The 19,345-nt window shown below is 64.6% G+C and carries 20 protein-coding genes; 10 read left to right on the plus strand and 10 right to left on the minus strand.

The features are described from left to right. The first annotated feature begins 376 nt into the window (after positions 1 to 376). The gene (locus R8Z57_RS07475) at positions 377 to 1,288 is read left to right on the plus strand and encodes a hypothetical protein (RefSeq protein ID WP_318353140.1); all 912 of its coding nucleotides are present in this window, start codon (positions 377 to 379) and stop codon (positions 1,286 to 1,288) included. 58 nt (positions 1,289 to 1,346) lie between these two features. Here R8Z57_RS07475 and R8Z57_RS07480 read toward each other — a convergent pair whose 3' ends face one another. From R8Z57_RS07480 to R8Z57_RS07495, 5 genes are all read right to left on the minus strand, one after another. After that, a complete protein-coding gene (locus tag R8Z57_RS07480) occupies positions 1,347 to 1,979 on the minus strand; it encodes a tyrosine-type recombinase/integrase (RefSeq protein ID WP_318353141.1) in 633 nt (210 codons plus the stop codon). 51 nt (positions 1,980 to 2,030) lie between these two features. Then, positions 2,031 to 2,570, minus strand: coding sequence for a hypothetical protein (locus R8Z57_RS07485; protein WP_318353142.1), 540 nt, complete (start codon positions 2,568 to 2,570; stop codon positions 2,031 to 2,033). Continuing rightward, positions 2,567 to 2,929 (minus strand): helix-turn-helix domain-containing protein, encoded by a 363-nt coding sequence (locus R8Z57_RS17420; protein WP_404810349.1) that lies wholly within the window; start codon positions 2,927 to 2,929, stop codon positions 2,567 to 2,569. Before R8Z57_RS17420 ends, R8Z57_RS07485 begins: the two co-directional genes overlap by 4 nt. 595 nt (positions 2,930 to 3,524) lie before the next feature. Beyond that, complete coding sequence (locus R8Z57_RS07490) at positions 3,525 to 4,268, minus strand: hypothetical protein (RefSeq protein ID WP_318353143.1); 744 nt, start codon at positions 4,266 to 4,268, stop codon at positions 3,525 to 3,527. Positions 4,269 to 4,393: 125 nt separating this feature from the next. Next, positions 4,394 to 6,127 carry a hypothetical protein gene (locus R8Z57_RS07495; protein ID WP_318353144.1) on the minus strand — a complete coding sequence of 578 codons (1,734 nt, stop codon included), beginning with the start codon at positions 6,125 to 6,127 and terminating at the stop codon, positions 4,394 to 4,396. A gap of 169 nt (positions 6,128 to 6,296) precedes the next feature. On the opposite strand from R8Z57_RS07495, the gene R8Z57_RS07500 reads away from it, so the two are divergent. After that, positions 6,297 to 7,106, plus strand: coding sequence for a hypothetical protein (locus R8Z57_RS07500; protein ID WP_318353145.1), 810 nt, complete (start codon positions 6,297 to 6,299; stop codon positions 7,104 to 7,106). A gap of 374 nt (positions 7,107 to 7,480) precedes the next feature. Here R8Z57_RS07500 and R8Z57_RS07505 read toward each other — a convergent pair whose 3' ends face one another. Together R8Z57_RS07505 and R8Z57_RS07510 are read right to left on the minus strand one after the other, a co-directional pair. Further along, positions 7,481 to 8,743 (minus strand): hypothetical protein, encoded by a 1,263-nt coding sequence (locus R8Z57_RS07505; protein WP_318353146.1) that lies wholly within the window; start codon positions 8,741 to 8,743, stop codon positions 7,481 to 7,483. Between the two features lie 94 nt (positions 8,744 to 8,837). Further along, a complete protein-coding gene (locus R8Z57_RS07510; protein WP_318353147.1) occupies positions 8,838 to 10,058 on the minus strand; it encodes a hypothetical protein in 1,221 nt (406 codons plus the stop codon). 428 nt (positions 10,059 to 10,486) lie between these two features. Between R8Z57_RS07510 and R8Z57_RS07515 the strand changes: the two genes are divergently transcribed. From R8Z57_RS07515 to R8Z57_RS07550, 8 genes are all read left to right on the plus strand, one after another. Then, positions 10,487 to 11,059, plus strand: coding sequence for a hypothetical protein (locus R8Z57_RS07515; protein WP_318353148.1), 573 nt, complete (start codon positions 10,487 to 10,489; stop codon positions 11,057 to 11,059). 400 nt (positions 11,060 to 11,459) lie between these two features. Continuing rightward, a complete protein-coding gene (locus R8Z57_RS07520) occupies positions 11,460 to 11,741 on the plus strand; it encodes a metal-sensitive transcriptional regulator (protein ID WP_318353149.1) in 282 nt (93 codons plus the stop codon). A 32-nt stretch (positions 11,742 to 11,773) separates the two neighbouring features. Continuing rightward, entirely contained in the window at positions 11,774 to 12,103 is a 330-nt protein-coding gene (locus tag R8Z57_RS07525) for a heavy-metal-associated domain-containing protein (protein WP_318353150.1), read from the plus strand. A 76-nt stretch (positions 12,104 to 12,179) separates the two neighbouring features. Then, positions 12,180 to 14,366: a heavy metal translocating P-type ATPase gene (locus R8Z57_RS07530; protein WP_378722225.1), complete on the plus strand. Its 2,187-nt coding sequence runs from the start codon at positions 12,180 to 12,182 to the stop codon at positions 14,364 to 14,366. A 35-nt stretch (positions 14,367 to 14,401) separates the two neighbouring features. Then, a complete protein-coding gene (locus tag R8Z57_RS07535; protein ID WP_274646454.1) occupies positions 14,402 to 14,839 on the plus strand; it encodes a DUF6153 family protein in 438 nt (145 codons plus the stop codon). A 97-nt stretch (positions 14,840 to 14,936) separates the two neighbouring features. Further along, positions 14,937 to 15,548, plus strand: a complete 612-nt coding sequence (locus tag R8Z57_RS07540; RefSeq protein ID WP_274646455.1) for a DUF305 domain-containing protein — start codon at positions 14,937 to 14,939, stop codon at positions 15,546 to 15,548. 71 nt (positions 15,549 to 15,619) lie between these two features. After that, positions 15,620 to 16,501 carry a F510_1955 family glycosylhydrolase gene (locus R8Z57_RS07545; protein WP_318353151.1) on the plus strand — a complete coding sequence of 294 codons (882 nt, stop codon included), beginning with the start codon at positions 15,620 to 15,622 and terminating at the stop codon, positions 16,499 to 16,501. Between the two features lie 54 nt (positions 16,502 to 16,555). Further along, positions 16,556 to 17,149, plus strand: coding sequence for a DUF305 domain-containing protein (locus tag R8Z57_RS07550; RefSeq protein WP_274646457.1), 594 nt, complete (start codon positions 16,556 to 16,558; stop codon positions 17,147 to 17,149). A gap of 97 nt (positions 17,150 to 17,246) precedes the next feature. Here R8Z57_RS07550 and R8Z57_RS07555 read toward each other — a convergent pair whose 3' ends face one another. The 3 genes from R8Z57_RS07555 to R8Z57_RS07565 all read right to left on the minus strand — a co-directional run bounded on the left by R8Z57_RS07555 (position 17,247) and on the right by R8Z57_RS07565 (position 19,258). Next, positions 17,247 to 18,557, minus strand: a complete 1,311-nt coding sequence (locus R8Z57_RS07555; RefSeq protein ID WP_318353152.1) for a hypothetical protein — start codon at positions 18,555 to 18,557, stop codon at positions 17,247 to 17,249. A gap of 9 nt (positions 18,558 to 18,566) precedes the next feature. Next, positions 18,567 to 18,836 (minus strand): hypothetical protein, encoded by a 270-nt coding sequence (locus tag R8Z57_RS07560; RefSeq protein WP_318353153.1) that lies wholly within the window; start codon positions 18,834 to 18,836, stop codon positions 18,567 to 18,569. Positions 18,837 to 18,925: 89 nt separating this feature from the next. Then, a complete protein-coding gene (locus R8Z57_RS07565) occupies positions 18,926 to 19,258 on the minus strand; it encodes a sulfate permease (RefSeq protein ID WP_318353154.1) in 333 nt (110 codons plus the stop codon). Positions 19,259 to 19,345 lie beyond the last annotated feature (87 nt).

The raw sequence follows: 19,345 nt of genomic DNA on the forward strand, positions 1-19,345 counted from the left end.
AGGCCCGCAATGGTTGGCACGTGCACCGCGCCTACGAGTAACCACAGAGGCCCGGACCGGTCGAACGATGAGTTGCCACGAGGGTAGGCGAGGCGCTTTACGGGGTCACCTTGCAGGTCGGGGCCACGCCTGGGATGGACGGGCCGCGACGCTTTCCCGAGGGCCGCGCCCCGTCCCCTAGGCTCCATACGTGGCGCTGACTCTCCATCCCCTCGTTGAGTTACTGCCTCCGCTGAGCGACGCTGAGATGTAGGAACTCACCGAGAGCGTTCGCGCACATGGTCAGCTCGAGGCGGCTCGCACATGGCGGGACGACGCGGGCAACACGTGGCTCCTTGATGGCCGTCACCGAGCTGAGGCTTGTCGCTTGTTGGGAGTGGAGCTGCGCACCGAGCCGTTCCTGGGCGACGAAGGGGCCGCCCGCGACCTGGTGCTGGCGCTGAACGTTGACCGCCGTCACCTCTCCCCCGCACAACGAGCCGTGTCGGTGGCCGCGCTTGCTACGTATGAGCGAGGTCAGCGGCGTCAGACCGGCACGCGTGCCGGTCTCACGCAACCCGAGGCTGCGAGCCTAGGTGGCGTCTCCGAGCGCGCCGTTCGTGCCGCACGCGTTGTGCTTCGCGATGCTGAACCCGAGATGGTTGAAGCACTCGTCCGTGGCGAGGTCTCGCTCCGCGCAGCCGAGTCAATGACCAGAGCTCAGCGGTCTGCGCCTTTCCACGCTGCTCGTCGCGAGACGCAGAGCGATGCGTGGCTGACCCCGCCGTGGGTTCTCGACCGCGCGTCGGAGCTGCTGGGAGGAATCGACGTTGACGTGGCAAGCGGGCCTGAGCGCAATGTGCCAGCGCGACGCCACCTCGTGCTCGCAGACGGCGTGGATGCGCTGGCACAGGCATCATGGCGTAACCCCGACGACTCGCCAGCCACCGCATGGATGAACTGCCCGTTCTCGGGCACCGGTCCCGGCGTGTGGACGCGCCGAATGGTCGCCGAATACGAGGCGGGACACGTCAGCCGCGCCGTACTGCTCCTCCCTGCGCGGATTGGCGCTGACTGGTTGAGGGCGCTTGGCCGCTTCCCCCGTGTTGAGTTGCCTCGTTCGGCTGTGAGGTTCGCTCCGGGCATCGGCAACCCGATGCACGGCCAGCCGGTCGGCCCCTCACCGTTTGCAGTGATACTCGTTGGCGTCGGCGTTGAGGCAGCGGCCATGCACCAGGCGTTCGGCGACGTCGGCGATGTCCTCGTGCGCTATGACTCGGATGATGATGGACCGGCGGCCCCGGGCTGACGCCCTGAGAGGAGGTCGTCCTCTCGGCTGAGAGGCCTCGTGCCTGCGCGGCGGAGAGCTACTCTGGCCGCGGCTCCTGTGGCCGACCGAACGCCTGGAGGGTGTCTCGAACGTCGGGGACCACGAGCTGCTGGTGGGCGTAGTGCTTCTCGGTGATGGCCGCCTGACCGTTACCGAGAACCTTCGCGGCCACCACGATGTCGTGCTCGTCGCTGACCACGGTCGCGACACCGCGGCGCAACGCGTGCATCGCGACGTCCGCATCGATGTTGGGTTGGTCCGCCTGTGTTGATGCCCAGTCGCGCACCTTCCACAGTTGAACGCGAACCTGATGCGGACCGACCGGTGCCCCACTCGACGTTTCGAACACGAGTGCATGCTGGCCGAGTGACTCCGCCTTGCGCCGCCGCAGGGTTTCGACGAGGAAGGGAGGGATTTCAATCCCACGCTCGCTCGTCGCAGTCTTCGGCTTGGGCTGCCCGTGCTTTCGGACACCGTGGCCTTCCACGACGGTGCCACGAACATAGAGAACCGGCGGCACCGCTTCGAGACGGACGTCTTCGCGCCAGCGAAGGGCAAGAACTTCACCGATGCGCAGGCCGGTACCAGCCACGACGTCGGCGACGTCCAGGAGCAGCGTCGTGGGCTTCGGACCCATTCGGTCCGGACGGTCGATGTAGGCGCGAGCCACCTCGCGAAGCTCCCCCACCTCGTGCGCCGTGGCTGCCTTCTTCTTTACCTGCTAACTTCGCGTCAGCTTGATTCCCAGCGCAGGGTTCGAGGTCACGAGGTCGAGTTCATAGGCGTACGCGCACAGCTTCCGGATGACAGTTGCGAACTGCCGCGCCCGTCCGGGCCTCTTGCGCTTGATGCGCCGGTGTTCAGCGACGATGAGCGACGGGCGGAGCTTCCGAAGGGTCGTGGCGCCGAAGTCCTTCTGCGCGATGTACTTGCGCGCTACCGCCGCTTCGTCGTTGAGGTACTGCCTCGTGCCAGTCTCATTTCGCTCGTCTTGGACAGCCAGGTAGGCCTCCACCAGTTCCGCGAGAGTGCTATCACGGTTCAGGGTGAGTTCGGCATCGAGCTCGAAGTCCTTCATCTGCTCTCGCGCGGCCTCCATCACAGCTCGTCGAGCGGCGGCCCTGCTGGGCCCGGTGCGTGAGACTCGACCCCCCGAACCGTCCTCACGGCGGAAGCGGACTCGAGCGAGGATGACGCCACTGTCCTTCGTCACGTACGCGACGTTGCCGATGTCGCCGGGGGCCAGCCCGGCGCGCGTCATGCTGCTGCCTCCAGACCCGCGCAGGCGAGTACATCGTCGCGGCGGTAGAGCCGGCGACCTCCGACCTTGACAGGTTCCGGACCGCGATGCTGCTCTGGCCATTCGACGACCCAGTTTCGGAGCGTCTTGGGCGCGAGGCGGAGCACAGCTGCCGCTTCGGCGGTGTTGAGAAGCAGCGGGAGAGCGGCTGCATCAGTCGGAAGATGGGCGGGACTGTGGAGATGAATCGTTGTGTCGGTCACAGGATCCCTATGCGCGGTCCAAGTATCCGCGTGCACCGTACGGTACTTGCAGCAACCGCAATCGGCTCGCGTTGGCCCTTTGGCTCCTTCGTCGCCGTCACCCGGCCGTCGGACCACGGAGAGGCTGAAGATGGCTCCCCAAGCACAATCCGGTCACCAAGGGAGGGATAGTGCCCGGATTGCAGAGACGGGAGAACGGCCGAGAATAGCAAAATCCCCCGGATTTCCGGGGGATTTCGCGGTGGACCTGAGGGGACTCGAACCCCTGACCCCCTGAGAGGAGTGCATGAGATCCGGATCCTTTCTGTTGTTTCGACTTCTCAGTCGTTAGAAGGAATTCTACGTTGTCGTCCCGCACCGCCGGAGGCTCGACGACGCGGTTGATTCGGGTTGGTTCGAGTTGAAAAGGGCGAGTAAAAGGCGACCACCAACATGCCGTGTGAGGCGCACCCCGGATCCCTGCGGCTCCCGCGCGTAGAGCGCCGGCCCATCGTGCATCCGAGTGCGCCTGCTAATCGAGCGCGGTCACGTCCGGTCGGATGACCCGCTCGTCGTGGTCGTCGCGACGTGCCCAGCGCTCGCTGAGGGACCCTCCTGCGGGCGGGGGTTGATGGCTTGCCCCCGTTACTGACGTGCCATCCTCGGCGTAAGTAACCGGCGAGCGGCGGGGGTCGACTGGCGACAACCCAACATGTCGCCTATCAGCGGAGCCTCAGCTGGCCCCTTCCTCACGGTGAATCTTTGGTGCGAAGAGGTCACCCGACGACGGCATCAAGAACGTTCGCGCAGGCTCGACCAGCACTTTGATTATGTTGGTCTCCGGATAGTCCGGCCGCCTCGAGTGGATGTCCCAGCTGTCAAGCGAGACCGACAGCAGTTGCGGTTGCTGACCTTCGTCCCACAGCGCCGTGAGGTCCTCCGCGGCGAGTCGCGCGAGCAGCGCGGCCTTCGCCCGCTCGATTTCACCAAGCAGAACCTGCTTCACCGCCCTCACGAGCGCATGAAACTCATCGATCGCTTCGGCGGAGTAGGAGGGGTGGACCGTCATGGCCGACGCACGCACCGCGCGAACGGCGCCTTCGGGTTGCTCTCGTTGCAACTCGACGATGGCAAAGCTGGGCGTCAGTACGCTCTCCGAGTGTGCGACCGTGCTGTTACGAAGCCGCATCAGAGAAGCGTGTGCCGCAGCGTGCTCCCTCGGAATGGTGATGATCTTGTCAAGCTGCGTTCGGCCGGCGACGTAGGACTTCGTGAAGCATCGACCGTACGCGACCGTCGCTTCTGCGACTAGCGGACGCACGAGGTTCCGCTCCGATTTGTCGTTCGATCTGACCATGTGACTCGCCACATGGAAGGAGTCCTGCGCCGTACCGAGATCCGCGTTGTGACCAGCCAGCAGGGCTAGTCGGACTGATTCAGCTGACCGAGGAGCGATCACCTGCTTTCGTTCCGCCATGGCGCCACGCTACGCCCATCGCGTCAACCACCACCGCATCGGTGGAGCTCTCGTTCCCCGCACGCTAAGCGACGCTGTGCGGACAATGACAGCGTCGTATCCGATCATGCACGTCCCAGTTGGCCTCAGGCCGCGACGAACCGAACGACTCGCGGCGCAGCGCCAGCCCAAACAACAAAATATTCGCCAGCTTCAACTCGCACTTGAGGTTCGAGGTCGTCATCGACGTCCTCGAACACGCCGAGGGCTATTGACGTACCCTCCACCCTTGACAGTCCGTCCTTGTCCTCGGGTCGTCGGATCGAGGACAGCGAACTGCGCCGATCGAACAGTATCGCCTCGTTGTCGAGCATCCCAGTTTCCACGTGCGTCACGACCTCAAGGTCGCGTCGGAAGTCACTTGAGTACCAGTCAGCCAGATCATCGAGCCCACCGAAGGGGGTTAGCAGCACATAATGTTCGGCGTCGTCGCCCAGCGCATGGATCGATTGCCGGATAACCGCGGCCTCGGGATTCAGAATCTCCGTTTGAAGACTGCGAAGGACATCGATCGCTCGCTGGTCTTCGCCATCGGTAAACCCTCGCGCAATGATCTCACCGAACCCTGTTGGATCGGCGCAGGTGCCATTGAAAACCTTGTCGACGAGGAACTCTCGCGGGACCTGAAGATTCATCCCGAGGATCGGGCGGGACGTGTCCGCCGAGTCGGAGGCTGCGTCCGCGACTGGAATAAGCGTGGCGAGATTGATCTGCTGATTGAGGCCATCGCGAAGGGAGGCCCGGATCACCTCAATCCGGGCCTCGGAGAGGGGCTCCGCGGCAAGCCCGGCCGCCTCCGACTCATTCCACTTCGCAATCTGCTCCTGGAGGGCTCCCTGTAGGTCGTTCTCTTGGGGAGTCAAGTCGCGGTCCTTCTCGGCCAGGACACGAAGGAACCGGTTGTATTCGGACGCTCTGTCCTGGCTATCTGCGGGTGGCAAGGCTCCGAAGGTAGGCTCAAACTCGATGCTGGATTGAAGAAGTTGACTGACCCGGGCGCCCGTCATCTCATCGATCTCCCGAGATGTCGTTACGCGGAATGCGATGTCTCCTGGGCGGACGCGGTCTCCTGGATCGATATCGAGCGTTATCTGCGGCGGAACGTACTCGGTCGCGCCTTCGCCCTCGGTCGAGGCGAGCGCCGTTGCGCGAGGCGCCATCGCCGCTAGAGCCTGTCGGACCGCTTTGGGCCTAACCGCACGGACGATTCGCCCCGCCTCGGAAACTTGTACGCGGAGCGTCCACCCTCGCGGAGCCCCCATCTCGCCCGTCGGCGCGAGCAAGCTTTCAAGGCCCTTCGTCGCTCCCGCGTATCTAGATGAGACTTCGAGGAGGCGGCTAGAGATGGTTTCCACGAGCGACTGTCTGACAACGGCATCAAGCAGCGACGGATGCCCGAACAGCCTCGTGAGCCTGACGGTCGAAAGCACGAGGAGGACGATCGTCAGCGCAAACCACGTAAACATTAACCCGAGGAGTCCAACCTCACTCGGCAGCCAGATTGTCTCGATTGCGATGGCGGAGTTCGCCGCAAGACCAACGCCAACGAACCAGCCGGCCCAGATGTAGTCGAGCACTCGGCCTCGAGATGCCCCGATAGCGAGCGGAGCCTCGACGAAAAGCTGTGCGGCGATCGCGAGTCCCGCAAACCCAACGGACAGGAAGGTCGTCTGAACTTGCCAGAGGAGACCGCCGCTGCCGACAGAAGCTGGCAGGTAGTCGACCAGGAACGGGAGCGCGTCCGAATAGTGGGCGACTGAGAGAAATAGAACGGTCAAGATGAAGCAGCAAGAGAGGAACACGACTCCGCGCCAGTTCACCTTGATGTCCGCTTCTTCTGATTGCTGAGACCTGACGTGACACTATCCGACACCACGCCCTTCGCGATGAAGACAGCGACCCTCGGCGGCTGATTCGCTTCCGGGCATGGCTCGCATAGGGATGCGTGTCCGGCAGCTTCGATCGCCCCCACGCACCTAGTGTCGAAAGATGGAGCCTCTGACGTCGCCTGCTGCTCTCCGCGCGCTCGGCTATCTGATCGTGGTCAACGACAACGGCGTCAAGCCGTCAGCGACTCAACTCGATGTGTACGCGCTCGCGCGCTTTCCTCTCTCGGCGCGCGAGAAGTTCTTCCGGGACGAGCCACGCAGGAGCGCGCTCATCGATGGCGCCATTGCGTGGGACTATGAAGACGATTCGACGACCGGATACCTGCTGGCCACCGGCATGGCGGACGACGAGGGTGATGGGATCCAGGTCACCGAGCTCGGGCGTGCCTTCTACTCGGGCGCGCTCGCCACTACCAACACCGAAGCGCGCGGAGACGACGTGATTGAGGTAGTCGGCAGACTGGAGGATCCAGTCGTCTATGCACGACTTCTCACGGAAATTGATCGGCTGGGCGAGTCGCTCCTGGTTGATCCCTACCTTCCCTCTCAGGATTTGTTCGCGTTACTGTCCCTCCCGGGCATCACCCGAGTTCTAACGAAAGACACGCGAATCGCCGGCGAGCAGAGGGACGACCGGCGCAGGCGACTCGCCGTCGCGCTCGGTTCGCAAAGTCGAGCAGAATTCCGTTTGCTCGACCCGAGCATCAGAGAGTTGCACGATCGATATGTCATCCCGACGGCTGGCTCAGCATTGATGATCGGCACGTCGCTCGGCGGAACGCAAGTGACCGTGACAACGCAGCTCAGTACGGACACGACAGAGCTTCTGCGAAGCCACTACGGGGCGATCTGGAGTGTGGCAGAACCGCTCGCGCCGATCCAGCGACCTGATCGATCGGCCGAAAGCTAGAGCACCGCTCAGGCAGGGAACCGCACGCTCTCATTCACGCACGTCAGCCGGTCGACCAGTCGTGGTCGGGCAACCGCGCTGGCGGAATGGGGCGGGTGGGCGTCAACGCCCCTTCAGCGCTCCGCGCTCACCGATGGATTGACTGCGCGCCTCGATCCGCTAGCCATGCGACGCTCAGGTGGGAACGAATTCTCACCCGTGCTTTACGATTCGCTCCGTCGGACGTATCAGTAAGTGACGGGTGTTCCAAATGGTGCACCCCGATCGCTTGGAGGCGAAATGGTACTTGTTGAGAATGTGACGGACAACGGCAACGTGGAGTTCTTCGTCCCGCCGAACTCGCCGCACGCGGGAAGGTGCATCGCCACGGTGCTTCAGACTGGCGATGGCTGGCGCGTCGTGCCGGCGCCATCCGTCTTGTGGCACGGGCTGGCGTCAGACTTCAGGACTAAGGAAGCCGCGGTCGCCCACGTCCGGAATGTCGCTAGTAGCGGAGAGGCGCCCGAGCTCGAGTAGGCGGACGTGCCGCCAGCCAAGGGCACGCGACGGGGCCGCCTTCCCGCATTGCCCGCAAAGGGATCCGTTCGCTTCCCTTGAGCACGACCACGGAGGATTTCGCACTTCTGTGTTCCGCGCTGACGAGGTCGTGACGACCTAACGGCGAGGGCGTCCTCCCAAAGTCCGAGTTCCCACCTGCTTCGAGCCATGTCGATCGATATGTCATCCGAAAGCAGCCCGTGTAGTCGCTCCTCCAACCGGTTCGACAGCGGCGAAGTGTGTCCGAAGGTATCTACCGCGAAACCCCACCACACGAGCTGGCGCATCTTGAGGAGCCGGAGCGCGAGGCTCTCGGGAGTGTCGTCCCGGATCTCTTCTACGACCTCTCGAAGATCTTCGACCAGACGCCGCACGTTGTCGGTTTCGTGCTCAGCGTTCATGGCAGACGCCTCTGCCGAGTTGGCTGACGACGCAGCAGAGGATGCGGCATCCGCGGCCGCCTGGGCTGTACTTGCCAAACTGCGGATGGGCTCCGCGATGCTGTTGTCGATGGCCAAAGCGATGTCGTCCACCTGACCGCCGATCGCACCCACGGCGGATCGGAGCTCTTCGCCGCTCTGCCGGAACCGGGCGGCGAAGCTACCGGCCTCCCGGTCGAGGTAGATACGCAGGAGCTCGTCGTCGGTGAGCGCGCGTGTGGATCGTCCTTGACGCGTCTGGCGCCGGCCCTCGTCGTCGAAGTGTGGCGGCATCGTCGGGCGTATCTCGACGCGGACGAATGGTGTGTCAGTCGCGACGTTCTCCTCAACGATGAACGCATCGATGGGGACTGGGCGTGTCTTGCTGGCCAGATCCTGGATGCGGGCCACCGTGCGATCAAGACCTTTGGGAAGTCCATACGGCACCCCATAGACGAGCCCAGTCGCTTCGTCCTCCACCTCGTCCACGCCAACGAGAAAATGTGCCACCTCACGATCCGGGTCCAGAGCGACCCAGTTTGCGAGGGTCGCCAGGAGCTTGACCGACACGACATCAGGCTCGCGCTTGAACTCGAAACGCCCCGACTCGCCCAGCGACAACATCAGTCGAGCTTCCGCGCTGATTCCTTGGTACCGCGTCGGCTTTGGCTCGTTGTCCATGACGTAGTTCTAGCAGCCGACGGCGAGCGTCCGTGAACCCTGTCACCGTGTTCATGCCGGCCGAAGTCGCGTGCTTCCGAAGGCACCTTGGTGACTAGATCGGGTAATCCTTTAGCCCGGACAAGGGATCAGTCCAGTCACGATTCCGCGGATGGCTGGCCAACCACTGGCGAATATTGATGAGGACTTCGTCGACATCGTGCATCAAGCGCATCTGCTTGCGAACGAACGTCCCGTCCGTCACGTTTGTGCGCAGTGAGTGAGCAGGCTTCTGCCGTGCAGTTCGCACTTCACTTAGTGGAGCCAGCGCCCACTTCGCCTTCTCGGTGTCTACGTGATTCGTGGTCATGAATAGCTCGAGCCGGACGAGTGTGCCCAGTTGCTGTCCAGCCGCGTTCTTCTTCGCGACGCCAACTTTATCGCGCGCTGAGCAATTGATGTTGTCTGACAGTAGCTTGTCGAGCGAGTGGATGAAGTGATCCCACTCTCGTTGGTCCGCCCGCAGTAGCCAGCCGAAGTCGTCGAGCGCCTCATCAGTCATGAATAGTGGTACGCCCCACACGTTCTCGAACAACCTATTGATGTTCTTGAGCTCCTGGGTGAGTCGCTCGAACGGGCCTACGCCGTCCGGCCACTTGCCCATCTGGGACGCGAACCAGACGGGATGGGGAGCGACTCCATCATCGCTGACCTGATAGCTCGCCCAGCGCTGCTGATGCTCGGGCGTGAGGTCCTTCAGATCGCCGTAGAACGCGGCGACGCGTCGTACTATCGGCGACTCCGGGTCGTCCGGATCATGCTTTCGCATGTCATACGCGAAGCCGAGATGCACGAGCGAAACGCTGTCCTTGTCCGAGTGATCTTCAGCGTCGTGCGCCTCGTCCGTTAGCCAGAAGTTGATGCCGAAGTCGCTCATGCCGAAGCGGAACCGCGCGTCATTTCGATAGCCCTCCAGCACGTCCATGCTGAAGAACGCGACCTCCAATGTCGATCGGCCGCGAGCCATCGCACGCGCGAACGGCGCATTCTCGTACCGCTTGGGCAGCTTGACGCCTTTCATTGCTTTTGGCATCGGATAGAGCGCGACGCCGTAGTCTTCCCGCGAGAGTTCGCGCAACTCCTCCATCTGCTTGACCGGAGTTCGCCGCGACGGCCACGGGCGAATGTGGATGTTCATGTAGTCGTCTTGCCCCACGACCTGGACGAGGCCAGCCTCAACGAGCTCGACGGCGGCCTCGATCTGCTCATCGCTGGCTCGGTCGCGACGGATGTGCAACCCATTGAAATCGCGCGACTTCAAGTAGCGTCGCTTCACGTCTTTAAGTAGGTCGCGGGCGTTACGGGATAGAGGAGTCTTCGCAGTCATATCGTCTCCCTCTCAGCCGAATCGTCACATTCTCAACAAGCTCGTTTCCAAACGTATTTGGCGGACCACGTCGCTCCACCATTGAACACGGCCAGGTTGTCGCACGTCAGCGGAAGGAAGACCCGTGCACCTGACCTCGTGTTAAGGGCCCGACAGAATGCGGAGCGCATCTCGCCCGGGCCACTGCAGCGAACACCCGGGCGATTCGGGGTCGGCAGGGCTGCGACGGGATGCCGTCGTGATCGCGCCCGACGAGGCGCCGCTGCGCGCGACGATCTGCGTGATCGCGCCGACGCCCGCAAGGGGATCGCCGGAGCGGGGACACAACGTGGGATTGCGCGCGGCGCGATGTCGCTGCCTTGAAGTACGTTTCGAGCATGGACTGGGGAAGCGTGGCTGAGTGGGTCGCTGCGATTGGAACCGTCGGTGCGTTGCTATTGGGCATCGGCTTGTTTGCTCGCGAGCGAGCGATCGGCCGCCGAAAGAGCGTCGATGATCTAGTCACCTGGCTTTCGTGGCGGGAGGTCCCGGACCGCGAGCAGGGTGTGCGCCTCGAGACCACTGTTCACATCTGCAACCGTGGTTCCAGGGCGGTCTATGCGCCACTACTCTTCTACCCCGACGCGCGGGGCGGGTACGGGTCAGAGATCGTCAGCGCCGACGGCCGGCCGACCATGCTGGCGCCGGGCGTTGAGACACAGCACGTGGTGCAAGGCGTACCCCGCAACACCATTGCCCGGTACGTGATGATGACGAGCGACGAGGGTCGAGTCTGGATCCGAAAGGTCGACGAGCACCGATACGCCAACGCCGTGGCACACATGCTGCTGGTGACCCTCCTCGTTCTGTTCGAGCGCAGCGACGGCGCCAGCCCTCGTCGGCGGCGTCAACAGGCAAAGAGAGGCCAATCCACTTTGAAACCCGTCGGCCGGTCAGCTCACGCGAGCTAATGGGGACTCGAGGCGTTGCGGAAGAGGAGCGTCCAACGCACGCCGTATTGCCTGCACCCAACCTGCCCTCTTCGCGCAGTGCCCGATTAGGGATCGCCCTTCACACCGCAGGCGACACGAAGAACCCGTTCGGACTCACGGGATTTGGTTGCCGCCCACTCAACTGTCGTGCTTTGCGAGACATCCCCTGCGCCTCACGGCTGGGAGGCCAACGTCGCTCCTGAGGCGCTCCGGACGGCACTGGGTTCGTGTCTGTCCCGAGGGTTGAGTGCTTGATCGAACCCGCGGTAGGCCCCGTCATTGTTCTGCGGCAAACTCCAGGTTTGTTGAGCATCTCGGCGAGGGCGCGACGATGCGATAAGGGTTGTCCTGGATACCATAGGGGGGTATGGTACTTGCCATGAACGGCTACACGGCGAGCAAGGATGACCTGCTGAAGCGGCTGCGACGCGCGGAGGGTCAGGTTCGTGGGATCGCGCGGATGGTGGAGGAGGACAAGTACTGCATCGACGTCCTCACGCAGGTCTCCGCGGCGACGAAGGCACTCGAGTCTGTCGCGCTGTCACTGCTGGGCGACCATCTCTCACACTGCGTTGCCGAAGCAAGCGCCGAGGGTGGTGCCGTCGCGGAACAGAAGATCCGCGAAGCCAACGATGCAATCGCCCGTCTGGTCCGTTCCTAGCCCGCCTGCCCACGCACTATGAGGAGACGATGATGAACACTGAGAACCGCAACGACCTGGGCTTGAGGGACGCTGGCGCCGGCTGTGCGTGCTGCGCGATCGCATCGACGCCCGAGACCGTGGGTGAGGTCACGGCGGCGGTGACGTCCGAGGTGCTGGTGACGGGGATGACCTGCTCGCACTGCGTGTCGAGCGTCACCGAGGAGTTATCCGCGATCGACGGGGTAGAGGGTGTGTCGGTTGACTTGAACGCGGGCGGTGCGTCGCGGGTGACTATCCGCAGCTCGACGCCGATCCCTGCTACCGCTGTGGAGGCGGCGGTGGCGGAGGCTGGTTACGCCTTGGCCAGCAGCCCGTCATGAGCACCTTCGATGACGAGCTCGACCTCACCGGGATGACCCGCATCCGTCGAATGCGAAAAGTGGAAGGACGCTCGTCATGAGCCAGCACGACCACGACGCACATCACCGCTCCACGCCGACCAGCGCAGGCGATGACGACGCCGCTCAGGGCGCCCGAGCGACGGTCGCAGAGTCCGAGACCGCTGGCGACCACCACGCACACCGCACATCCGCGCAGCACAGCACCGATGAGAGACACGGCGGCGTCCACGAGGGGATGCAGCACGGTGGACATGGTGGGCACGCCGGGCATGGTGCGGACCATGTCGCACGCTTCCGTCGATTGTTTTGGATCAATCTGATTCTCGCCGTCCCGGTGGTGGCGTTCTCGGGCATGTTCTCGATGCTGCTCGGGTACCCGCTGCCCGACGGGGCATGGGTGGGCTGGATTTCACCGGTTCTCGGCACTGTCATGTACGTGTGGGGTGGCGCCCCGTTCCTGACCGGCGCGGTCAGCGAACTGCGTGCCCGTAAGCCCGGCATGATGCTGCTGATCGGGTTGGCGATCACCGTCGCGTTCGTGGCGTCTTGGGGCGCGAGCCTCGGGTTGCTGGATCACGAGCTGGACTTCTGGTGGGAGCTGGCGCTGCTGATCGTCATCATGCTCCTGGGGCACTGGATCGAGATGCGCTCGCTCGCGCAGACCACCTCCGCCCTGGATTCTCTTGCCGCTCTCCTCCCGGACGAGGCGGAGAAGGTGGACGGGGACACCACCGTCACGGTTGCGCCCGCGGATCTGCAGGTCGGCGACGTCGTTGTGGTGCGCCCGGGTGGACGAGTTCCGGCTGACGGTCGGGTGGTGCAGGGTTCGGCGAGCATGGACGAGTCGATGATCACCGGCGAGTCCAAGCCTGTCCGCCGAAGCGGCGGGAATGCGGTCGTGGCCGGCACCGTTGCCACCGACTCCGGCATCCGTGTCGAGATCAGCGCGGTCGGGGAGGACACCGCCCTCGCCGGCATCCAACGCCTGGTCACCGAGGCGCAGAACTCTTCGTCGAAGGCGCAGCGCCTCGCCGATCGTGCGGCCGGGTGGCTGTTCTGGTTCGCGCTGACCGCCGCAGCGATCACCGCCGTGGTGTGGACCCTGGTTGGGCTTCCTGATGACGCGGTGATCCGCACCATCACCGTGCTGGTGATCGCCTGCCCCCACGCTCTCGGCCTGGCAATCCCGCTGGTGGTGTCCATCGCCACCGAGCGGGCCGCCCGCGGCGGGGTGCTGATCAAGGACCGTCTGGCCTTGGAGAGCATGCGCACCGTGAACACGGTGCTGTTCGACAAGACCGGCACCCTCACCAAGGGCGCGCCCGCCGTCACCGCTATCGAATCGGTAGACGGGATCGACGCCGACCGGCTGATGGCCCTCGCGGCCGCCGCGGAGGCCGATTCCGAGCACCCGTTGGCCCGAGCCATCGTCGCCGCTGCGGGGGAGAAGAGTCTGTCCGTGCCGGGTTCGACGGATTTCGAGTCGTCACCCGCGGTTGGGGTGCGCGCGACGGTCGACGGCCAGGTGGTGCAGGTCGGTGGCCCGTACTTGCTCGAGCAGACCGACACGCAGGAGCTGCCCATCGCTGACACCTGGCGTGAGGAGGGGGCGATCATCCTGCATGTCCTCATCGACGGGAAGGTCGCCGGTGCGCTGCGGCTGGCCGATGAGATCCGCCCCGAGTCCCGGCAGGCTATCGACGCCCTGCACGCCGGTGACGTGCAGGTCGTGATGATCACCGGTGACGCCGATGCTGTCGCCGCATCGGTGGCTGCTGAACTGGGCATCGACCGGTTCTTCGCCGGTGTGAGGCCGGAGGATAAGGCGTCCAAGGTGAAGCAGCTGCAGGACGAGGGACGCAAGGTCGCGATGGTCGGCGATGGTGTGAACGACGCGCCCGCTCTCGCGCAGGCCGATGTCGGTATCGCCATCGGCGCCGGCACGGATGTCGCGATCGCCTCGGCGGGGGTGATCCTGGCCAGCGACGACCCCCGCTCGGTGCTGTCTGTGATCGAGTTGTCCCGCGCGAGCTACCGGAAGATGAAGCAGAACCTGTGGTGGGCTGCCGGGTACAACCTCATCTCGGTGCCCCTGGCCGCCGGCGTCCTCGCCCCGATCGGTTTCGTGCTGCCGATGTCGGTGGGCGCGATCCTCATGTCCCTGTCCACGATCGTCGTTGCCCTCAACGCCCAGCTGCTGCGCCGGCTGGATCTCAGCCCCGACGCGGTCATCCGACGCTGACGGGTGTGACGTACCGTGGAAGGGAGGGAGGTGACATGTCGCTGATCGCACTGACGGACCGGCTTCGCACCGGCCGGTCTGTGGCCCGCACGCTGCTGCTGCTCATCGCGGTCACCGGCGCGGTCATCGTGGGCCTGCTGGCCATGCACTCCCTCAACGCCCACACCGCGACAGAAGCGGGACACTCGACCACAGTCACCTCCGCCGCCCCAACCGATGCCACCGACCACCACACGGGGCATACGGCAACCGACGAGCCGTGCGCGGAGTGCGGCAGCGGACACTCCGACATGCTCGCGATGGCGTGCGTGCTGGCACTTCTGGCGACCGTGCTGTTGCTGATGCGGCCCGGCGCGGTCACGCGATGGTTGTCGATCCTCCCGCGACCGAAACCCTCGGTCCTGACGGCACTGTTCACCAGGCCGGCGCTGCGTCCACCTTCACTCACCGTTCTCTGCCTCAGCCGTACGTGATGCGCCCGAGCCGACCCCTCGTGTCCGGCTCCCGCACCCGCACGCCCGTCACCCTGACCGGCGCTGCTTTCACGTACCCCTGTATTGGAGAACCCTGATGAAGATCCGTACCACCGCAACCGCCGCACTCACCCTCGCCGCCGCACTCACCCTCGCCGGCTGCGCCGGCGGCACAGGCTCAGAGTCCATGCCCGGCATGGACCACGGCAACAGCTCCGCCCCGTCCCCCTCGTCCGCAGCCACAGCGGACTTCAACGACGCGGATGTGATGTTCGCGCAGATGATGATCCCGCACCACGAACAGGCCGTCGAGATGTCCGACATGATCCTGGACAAGGAAGGCATCGACCCGGCCGTTCTTGCCCTGGCGTCCGAGATCAAGGCCGCGCAGCAGCCCGAGATCGACCAGCTGAAAGAGTGGCTGGACGAATGGGGCGCCGACAGCGACACCGGCACCATGGAAGGCATGGACCACGGCGGCGGCATGATGAGTAACGACGACATGGCGGCCCTCGATGCGGCTACCGGCGCGGAGGCGTCCCGGCTGTTCCTCGAGCAGATGACGATGCACCACGAAGGCGCCATCGAGATGGCGCAGGACGAAGTCGACAACGGGAAGAACCCGGACGCGATCGCGATGGCGCAGACCATCATCGACACGCAGACCGCGGAAATCGCCACCATGCAGGAGCTGCTCGGGAGCCTCTGACCCGTTGCGCGCGGGTCGGTGCAGTTACAGTGCGCCGACCCGCAAGCGACCGACTCCGAAAGCAACGCCATATGCTTCTTCATCGCACTCTGACATCGACCCTGCGGCATCACCACGCGCGTCGCAGCATCCTCGCTGCGGGCGCGGTCGCCGCGCTCATCTTCATCGCCGGGTGCGCTGCCCAAACGCCCTCCACCGGCGACGACCACGCCACGTCCACGATCGAACACGCGCATAACGTCGTCGCCGACCCGTCCGGGTCGGGGTTCCTGATCGGTACGCACGACGGCATCTACACCGCAACCGAAGACGGCAAACTCGGCCCCCGAGTCGACGGCCCCCGCTTCGACGCCATGGGCCTCACCGCCGTCGGCGACATCCTGCTCGCCTCGGGACACCCCGGCCGCACCACCCCTCCCGAACTCGGCACCCCACACCTGGGCATCATCCGCAGCACCGACACCGGTCGTAGTTGGACTCCGGTCGCGTTCACGGGAGAAAAGGACTTCCACGTCCTCGCGACCGCCCCGGACGGCACGGTGTACGGGCTTGCCACCGACTCCTCGGATGTGTTGGTGAGCACCGACGAAGGAGACACCTGGACACCTACGGGCGGTTCCATATCGGCGTTCAACCTGGTCGCGGACGCCACCGGCAGAGTCATCGCGTCGACACCCGACGGGCTACAGGTCAGTACTGACGGCGCAGCATCGTTCGGCCCGTGGGCGGATACGCCGCTCATCGCGCTGCTGGGCGTGTCACCGGATCATCAACGCGTCGTGGGGGTAGGCAGCGGCGGAAAGATCTGGACGACTACCGCCGGAGCCCCCTCCTGGAGCGAAGCAGGAACCGTGCATGGTCAAGCCCAAGCGATCGCCATCCCCAACACTGGCGCCCTGCTCGTCGTCGACGACAGCGGCCTCACGCTGCTCCCGTCACCCCCTTCGCCCTAGCAGCCCCCGCCACCTACGATCCTTCGCCACCTCACGAAACAAGGAGAGATACAGATGTCCCACCACGATGAGCACTCCGGCACTCACCAGGAGAAGCAGCAGAAGAACGGGTCCGTCAGCATGTACATCCGCTTCGGCGCGATGATCCTCACCGCTGTCGTCATCATGTACTTCGTGATGTTCGCCGGCTCCTGGGAATGGAGCCACATCCGCCTCAGCGAAAGCCGCATCTTCATGGCGCTCACCATGGGAGGCACGATGGTCCTCATCATGCTCGGCTGGATGCTCAACATGTACAAGAACACCAAAGCGAACATCGCGATCATCATTGCCGGCGTGGTCCTCATCGGCGGAGGGATCGCCCTCGACCGCAGCCAGATCACGGTCGACGACACCGCCTTCATGCAGGGAATGATCCCGCACCACTCGCTCGCCATCACCCGCTCAGAGCGTGCACAGATCCAGGACTATCGCGTCTGCCAACTCGCGGTCAACATCAGCGAAGCGCAGAAGCGCGAGATCCACGAGATGGACTGGCTCATCAACGACATCGCAGAGAATGGCATTGCTGCGACGGCCGAGCAGGCCGCGGACCGCCCCGTACCCACCTACGACGACACGGCGGATCGCACCTGCCCGCCGGAATGACGCCGCTGCCCCAAACGCCTCGTTGAGACTCGACGAGGGGCGACGAGGCGAACGCACGCTGCCCTCCGCTCAGCGTGCATTGCCCGCAAGGGGATCCTCAGCGGGTGACAGACCCTTCCATCGCTTCCTGTCGGGACGCTCGCACGCGCCCGGTGGGACTCAACGGCCAGATGCCAGCCGCCACGACCGCGGCTTCTATCTGCTCGGCGCGACCTAGCAACGTGGCCACCGGAAGTCGGCCCTTCGTGGATGTCTCGAGGACCTCCTGCAGCGCGGAGCGCACCACCAAGAGCTCGGCGAGAACCTGCGGCTTGCCCTTTCGGACGCGCAACCGATTCTCCAAGTCGGCGTCGGCGCGGAGACGCTGGTGATGACGTCGGACATGCTCTTGGACGGCCCCAATCACCTCGTTCAGCTGGCGCACCCGCACCGCTGAAGCAGCAGCCGCCTTGGCACTTCGTACAGCTGCCGCGACTTCGCGTCCTGTCAGCAGATCCACTCGCTTCATCCGCCTCGTCACAAGCTCAGCGGCACGCGCATACATGAGTTGCTCGGCGTCGACCGCCGGAAGTCCCATCCGGGCGCGCGTCGCTACGTACGCCTCGGCAAATTCCCGCATTCGATCGCCCTGGTCCGTGAGGAGCTCCGTCAGCATTACGGTGAAGCTCGTGAACTGGCGCAAGCGCTCGGGCAGCGCGGGATCATCGAAGTAGCATTCTTTGGCACGTTCATTCGAACGCCGTTCGGCGGCCGTCGTCCGATGAAGCCGCTTCGGCGGCAGGCCGGCGCGCTCGAGCCGCACGCGTAGGCGCCGCTCCGCAGCATTCGCCGCCAGGTCCGCTTGGTACTTCTCAGGATCGCTTCGACGCTTGCGCTGGATCTCGGCAGTGCGCTCCTTGTTGCGATCCGCCCACGCCTTCCGAGCGTGCTTCATCTTCTCGGGCTGCGAATCGCGCCATGCGGTTGCACGCGCATTGAGCTCCTCACGGTGCCTCCCGTGATAGCGCCGGTAGTACTCGTTCACTTTGTCGCGGTTGGCAGCCACCCATTCGCGGCGATAAGCGCGGACGCGCTCAGGGTTCGCTTCCTTCCAGCGCCGCGAGGCCTCGTTGGCACGACGTCGCTTGTCCGTAAGTCGACGTTTGCGCGCGGCCACTCGGCGCATCGACTCACGGTTGAGCTCCCTCGACCGCTCGAGGTTCTCGGCCCTCCACCGGCGGTTCAGCTCGCGCACGCGCTCGGGATGCGCCTCCTTCCAGCGTCGCGCCGATGCAGCGTGTCGATCTGGATGAGCTTGCCGGTATCGGCGGTTGCTCTCGCGAGCGCGCTCGTTCGCGCTCGCATCCCGATCGTCGGACTGCCCTTCCCGTCCGGCTTGAGGTGAGGCGTCGTCGGACGCGACGGCCATCTGTCTCGCCTACTCCCCCGTCGGCTCTGGCGCGAGTTCGATAACGAGTTCGATGAGCTCCGCGCGATGGGCCGAAGGATTCGTGATCACGCGACCGACGGCGGCTCGAAGCTCGTCGAGATCCTCCGAGTCCAGTGCTGTCACCGGCTCCAGGCAGTACTCGATGTCGTTCTGCAGGGTGTAGTCGCCATCGTCCACGGCAATCTCCGGGTAGTAGAACAACGACGCGAGCGCAGTCCTCTGCAGAAGCTCGTCGAACTGCTCCTGGGGCAAGGTCATGCGACACCTCCGAGATCGGGCACCAGCCTGTGCACAAGACTGGCCCGAACAGGAGGTGCGCACATCTCCCCGCGCGGCGTGCGGGAGAATCAGTGCAGAACTCGAGCGGGTGCCCGCGTCGTGCGCTCGAGCGGGACTCCGTCGCTCATGACAGCCACGCGCGTGAGGCGACGGACCTGAGCTTCGCGCATCCTCACGCGCAGCAGGCAGACGAGGCTCGCCGGCCCGACGGCTACGAACTTGAGCGCATTCCACAGGAAGAGCAGCACCACCAGGTTGAGCCATCCAGCCGCGCCTCGCTCGACGAGTCCCGCGCAGAGCGCGGCGGCGAGGAAGTAGAGCACCGCGATGAGCATCGCGGGCACTCCCCACTTCAGGCCGCGGCGAGTGAAGATCGCAGCGAGAAGGATGTTGGTCGGCATGAACCGACGAAGAAAGGTGCGGAGACGGATGCTCAGCATCCAGATCGCTCCGAACATGCGGCTGCCCTCCATGCGTTCGGCAACAAG

It is taken from the genome of Microbacterium sp. M3, assembly GCF_033548675.1.
In the GTDB taxonomy this organism is placed as follows: Bacteria; Actinomycetota; Actinomycetes; order Actinomycetales; family Microbacteriaceae; genus Microbacterium; species Microbacterium arthrosphaerae.

What these genes read in the sequence shown, in the direction of transcription:
- R8Z57_RS07485 (WP_318353142.1), bottom strand. Translation starts at nt 2,570, where the DNA reads ATGACGCGCGCCGGGCTGGCCCCCGGCGACATCGGCAACGTCGCGTAC.
- R8Z57_RS07490 (WP_318353143.1), bottom strand. Translation starts at nt 4,268, where the DNA reads ATGGCGGAACGAAAGCAGGTGATCGCTCCTCGGTCAGCTGAATCAGTC.
- R8Z57_RS07500 (WP_318353145.1), top strand. Translation starts at nt 6,297, where the DNA reads ATGGAGCCTCTGACGTCGCCTGCTGCTCTCCGCGCGCTCGGCTATCTG.
- R8Z57_RS07505 (WP_318353146.1), bottom strand. Translation starts at nt 8,743, where the DNA reads ATGGACAACGAGCCAAAGCCGACGCGGTACCAAGGAATCAGCGCGGAA.
- R8Z57_RS07515 (WP_318353148.1), top strand. Translation starts at nt 10,487, where the DNA reads ATGGACTGGGGAAGCGTGGCTGAGTGGGTCGCTGCGATTGGAACCGTC.
- R8Z57_RS07520 (WP_318353149.1), top strand. Translation starts at nt 11,460, where the DNA reads ATGAACGGCTACACGGCGAGCAAGGATGACCTGCTGAAGCGGCTGCGA.
- R8Z57_RS07525 (WP_318353150.1), top strand. Translation starts at nt 11,774, where the DNA reads ATGAACACTGAGAACCGCAACGACCTGGGCTTGAGGGACGCTGGCGCC.
- R8Z57_RS07530 (WP_378722225.1), top strand. Translation starts at nt 12,180, where the DNA reads ATGAGCCAGCACGACCACGACGCACATCACCGCTCCACGCCGACCAGC.
- R8Z57_RS07535 (WP_274646454.1), top strand. Translation starts at nt 14,402, where the DNA reads ATGTCGCTGATCGCACTGACGGACCGGCTTCGCACCGGCCGGTCTGTG.
- R8Z57_RS07540 (WP_274646455.1), top strand. Translation starts at nt 14,937, where the DNA reads ATGAAGATCCGTACCACCGCAACCGCCGCACTCACCCTCGCCGCCGCA.
- R8Z57_RS07545 (WP_318353151.1), top strand. Translation starts at nt 15,620, where the DNA reads ATGCTTCTTCATCGCACTCTGACATCGACCCTGCGGCATCACCACGCG.
- R8Z57_RS07550 (WP_274646457.1), top strand. Translation starts at nt 16,556, where the DNA reads ATGTCCCACCACGATGAGCACTCCGGCACTCACCAGGAGAAGCAGCAG.
- R8Z57_RS07555 (WP_318353152.1), bottom strand. Translation starts at nt 18,557, where the DNA reads ATGGCCGTCGCGTCCGACGACGCCTCACCTCAAGCCGGACGGGAAGGG.
- R8Z57_RS07560 (WP_318353153.1), bottom strand. Translation starts at nt 18,836, where the DNA reads ATGACCTTGCCCCAGGAGCAGTTCGACGAGCTTCTGCAGAGGACTGCG.
- R8Z57_RS07565 (WP_318353154.1), bottom strand. Translation starts at nt 19,258, where the DNA reads ATGCCGACCAACATCCTTCTCGCTGCGATCTTCACTCGCCGCGGCCTG.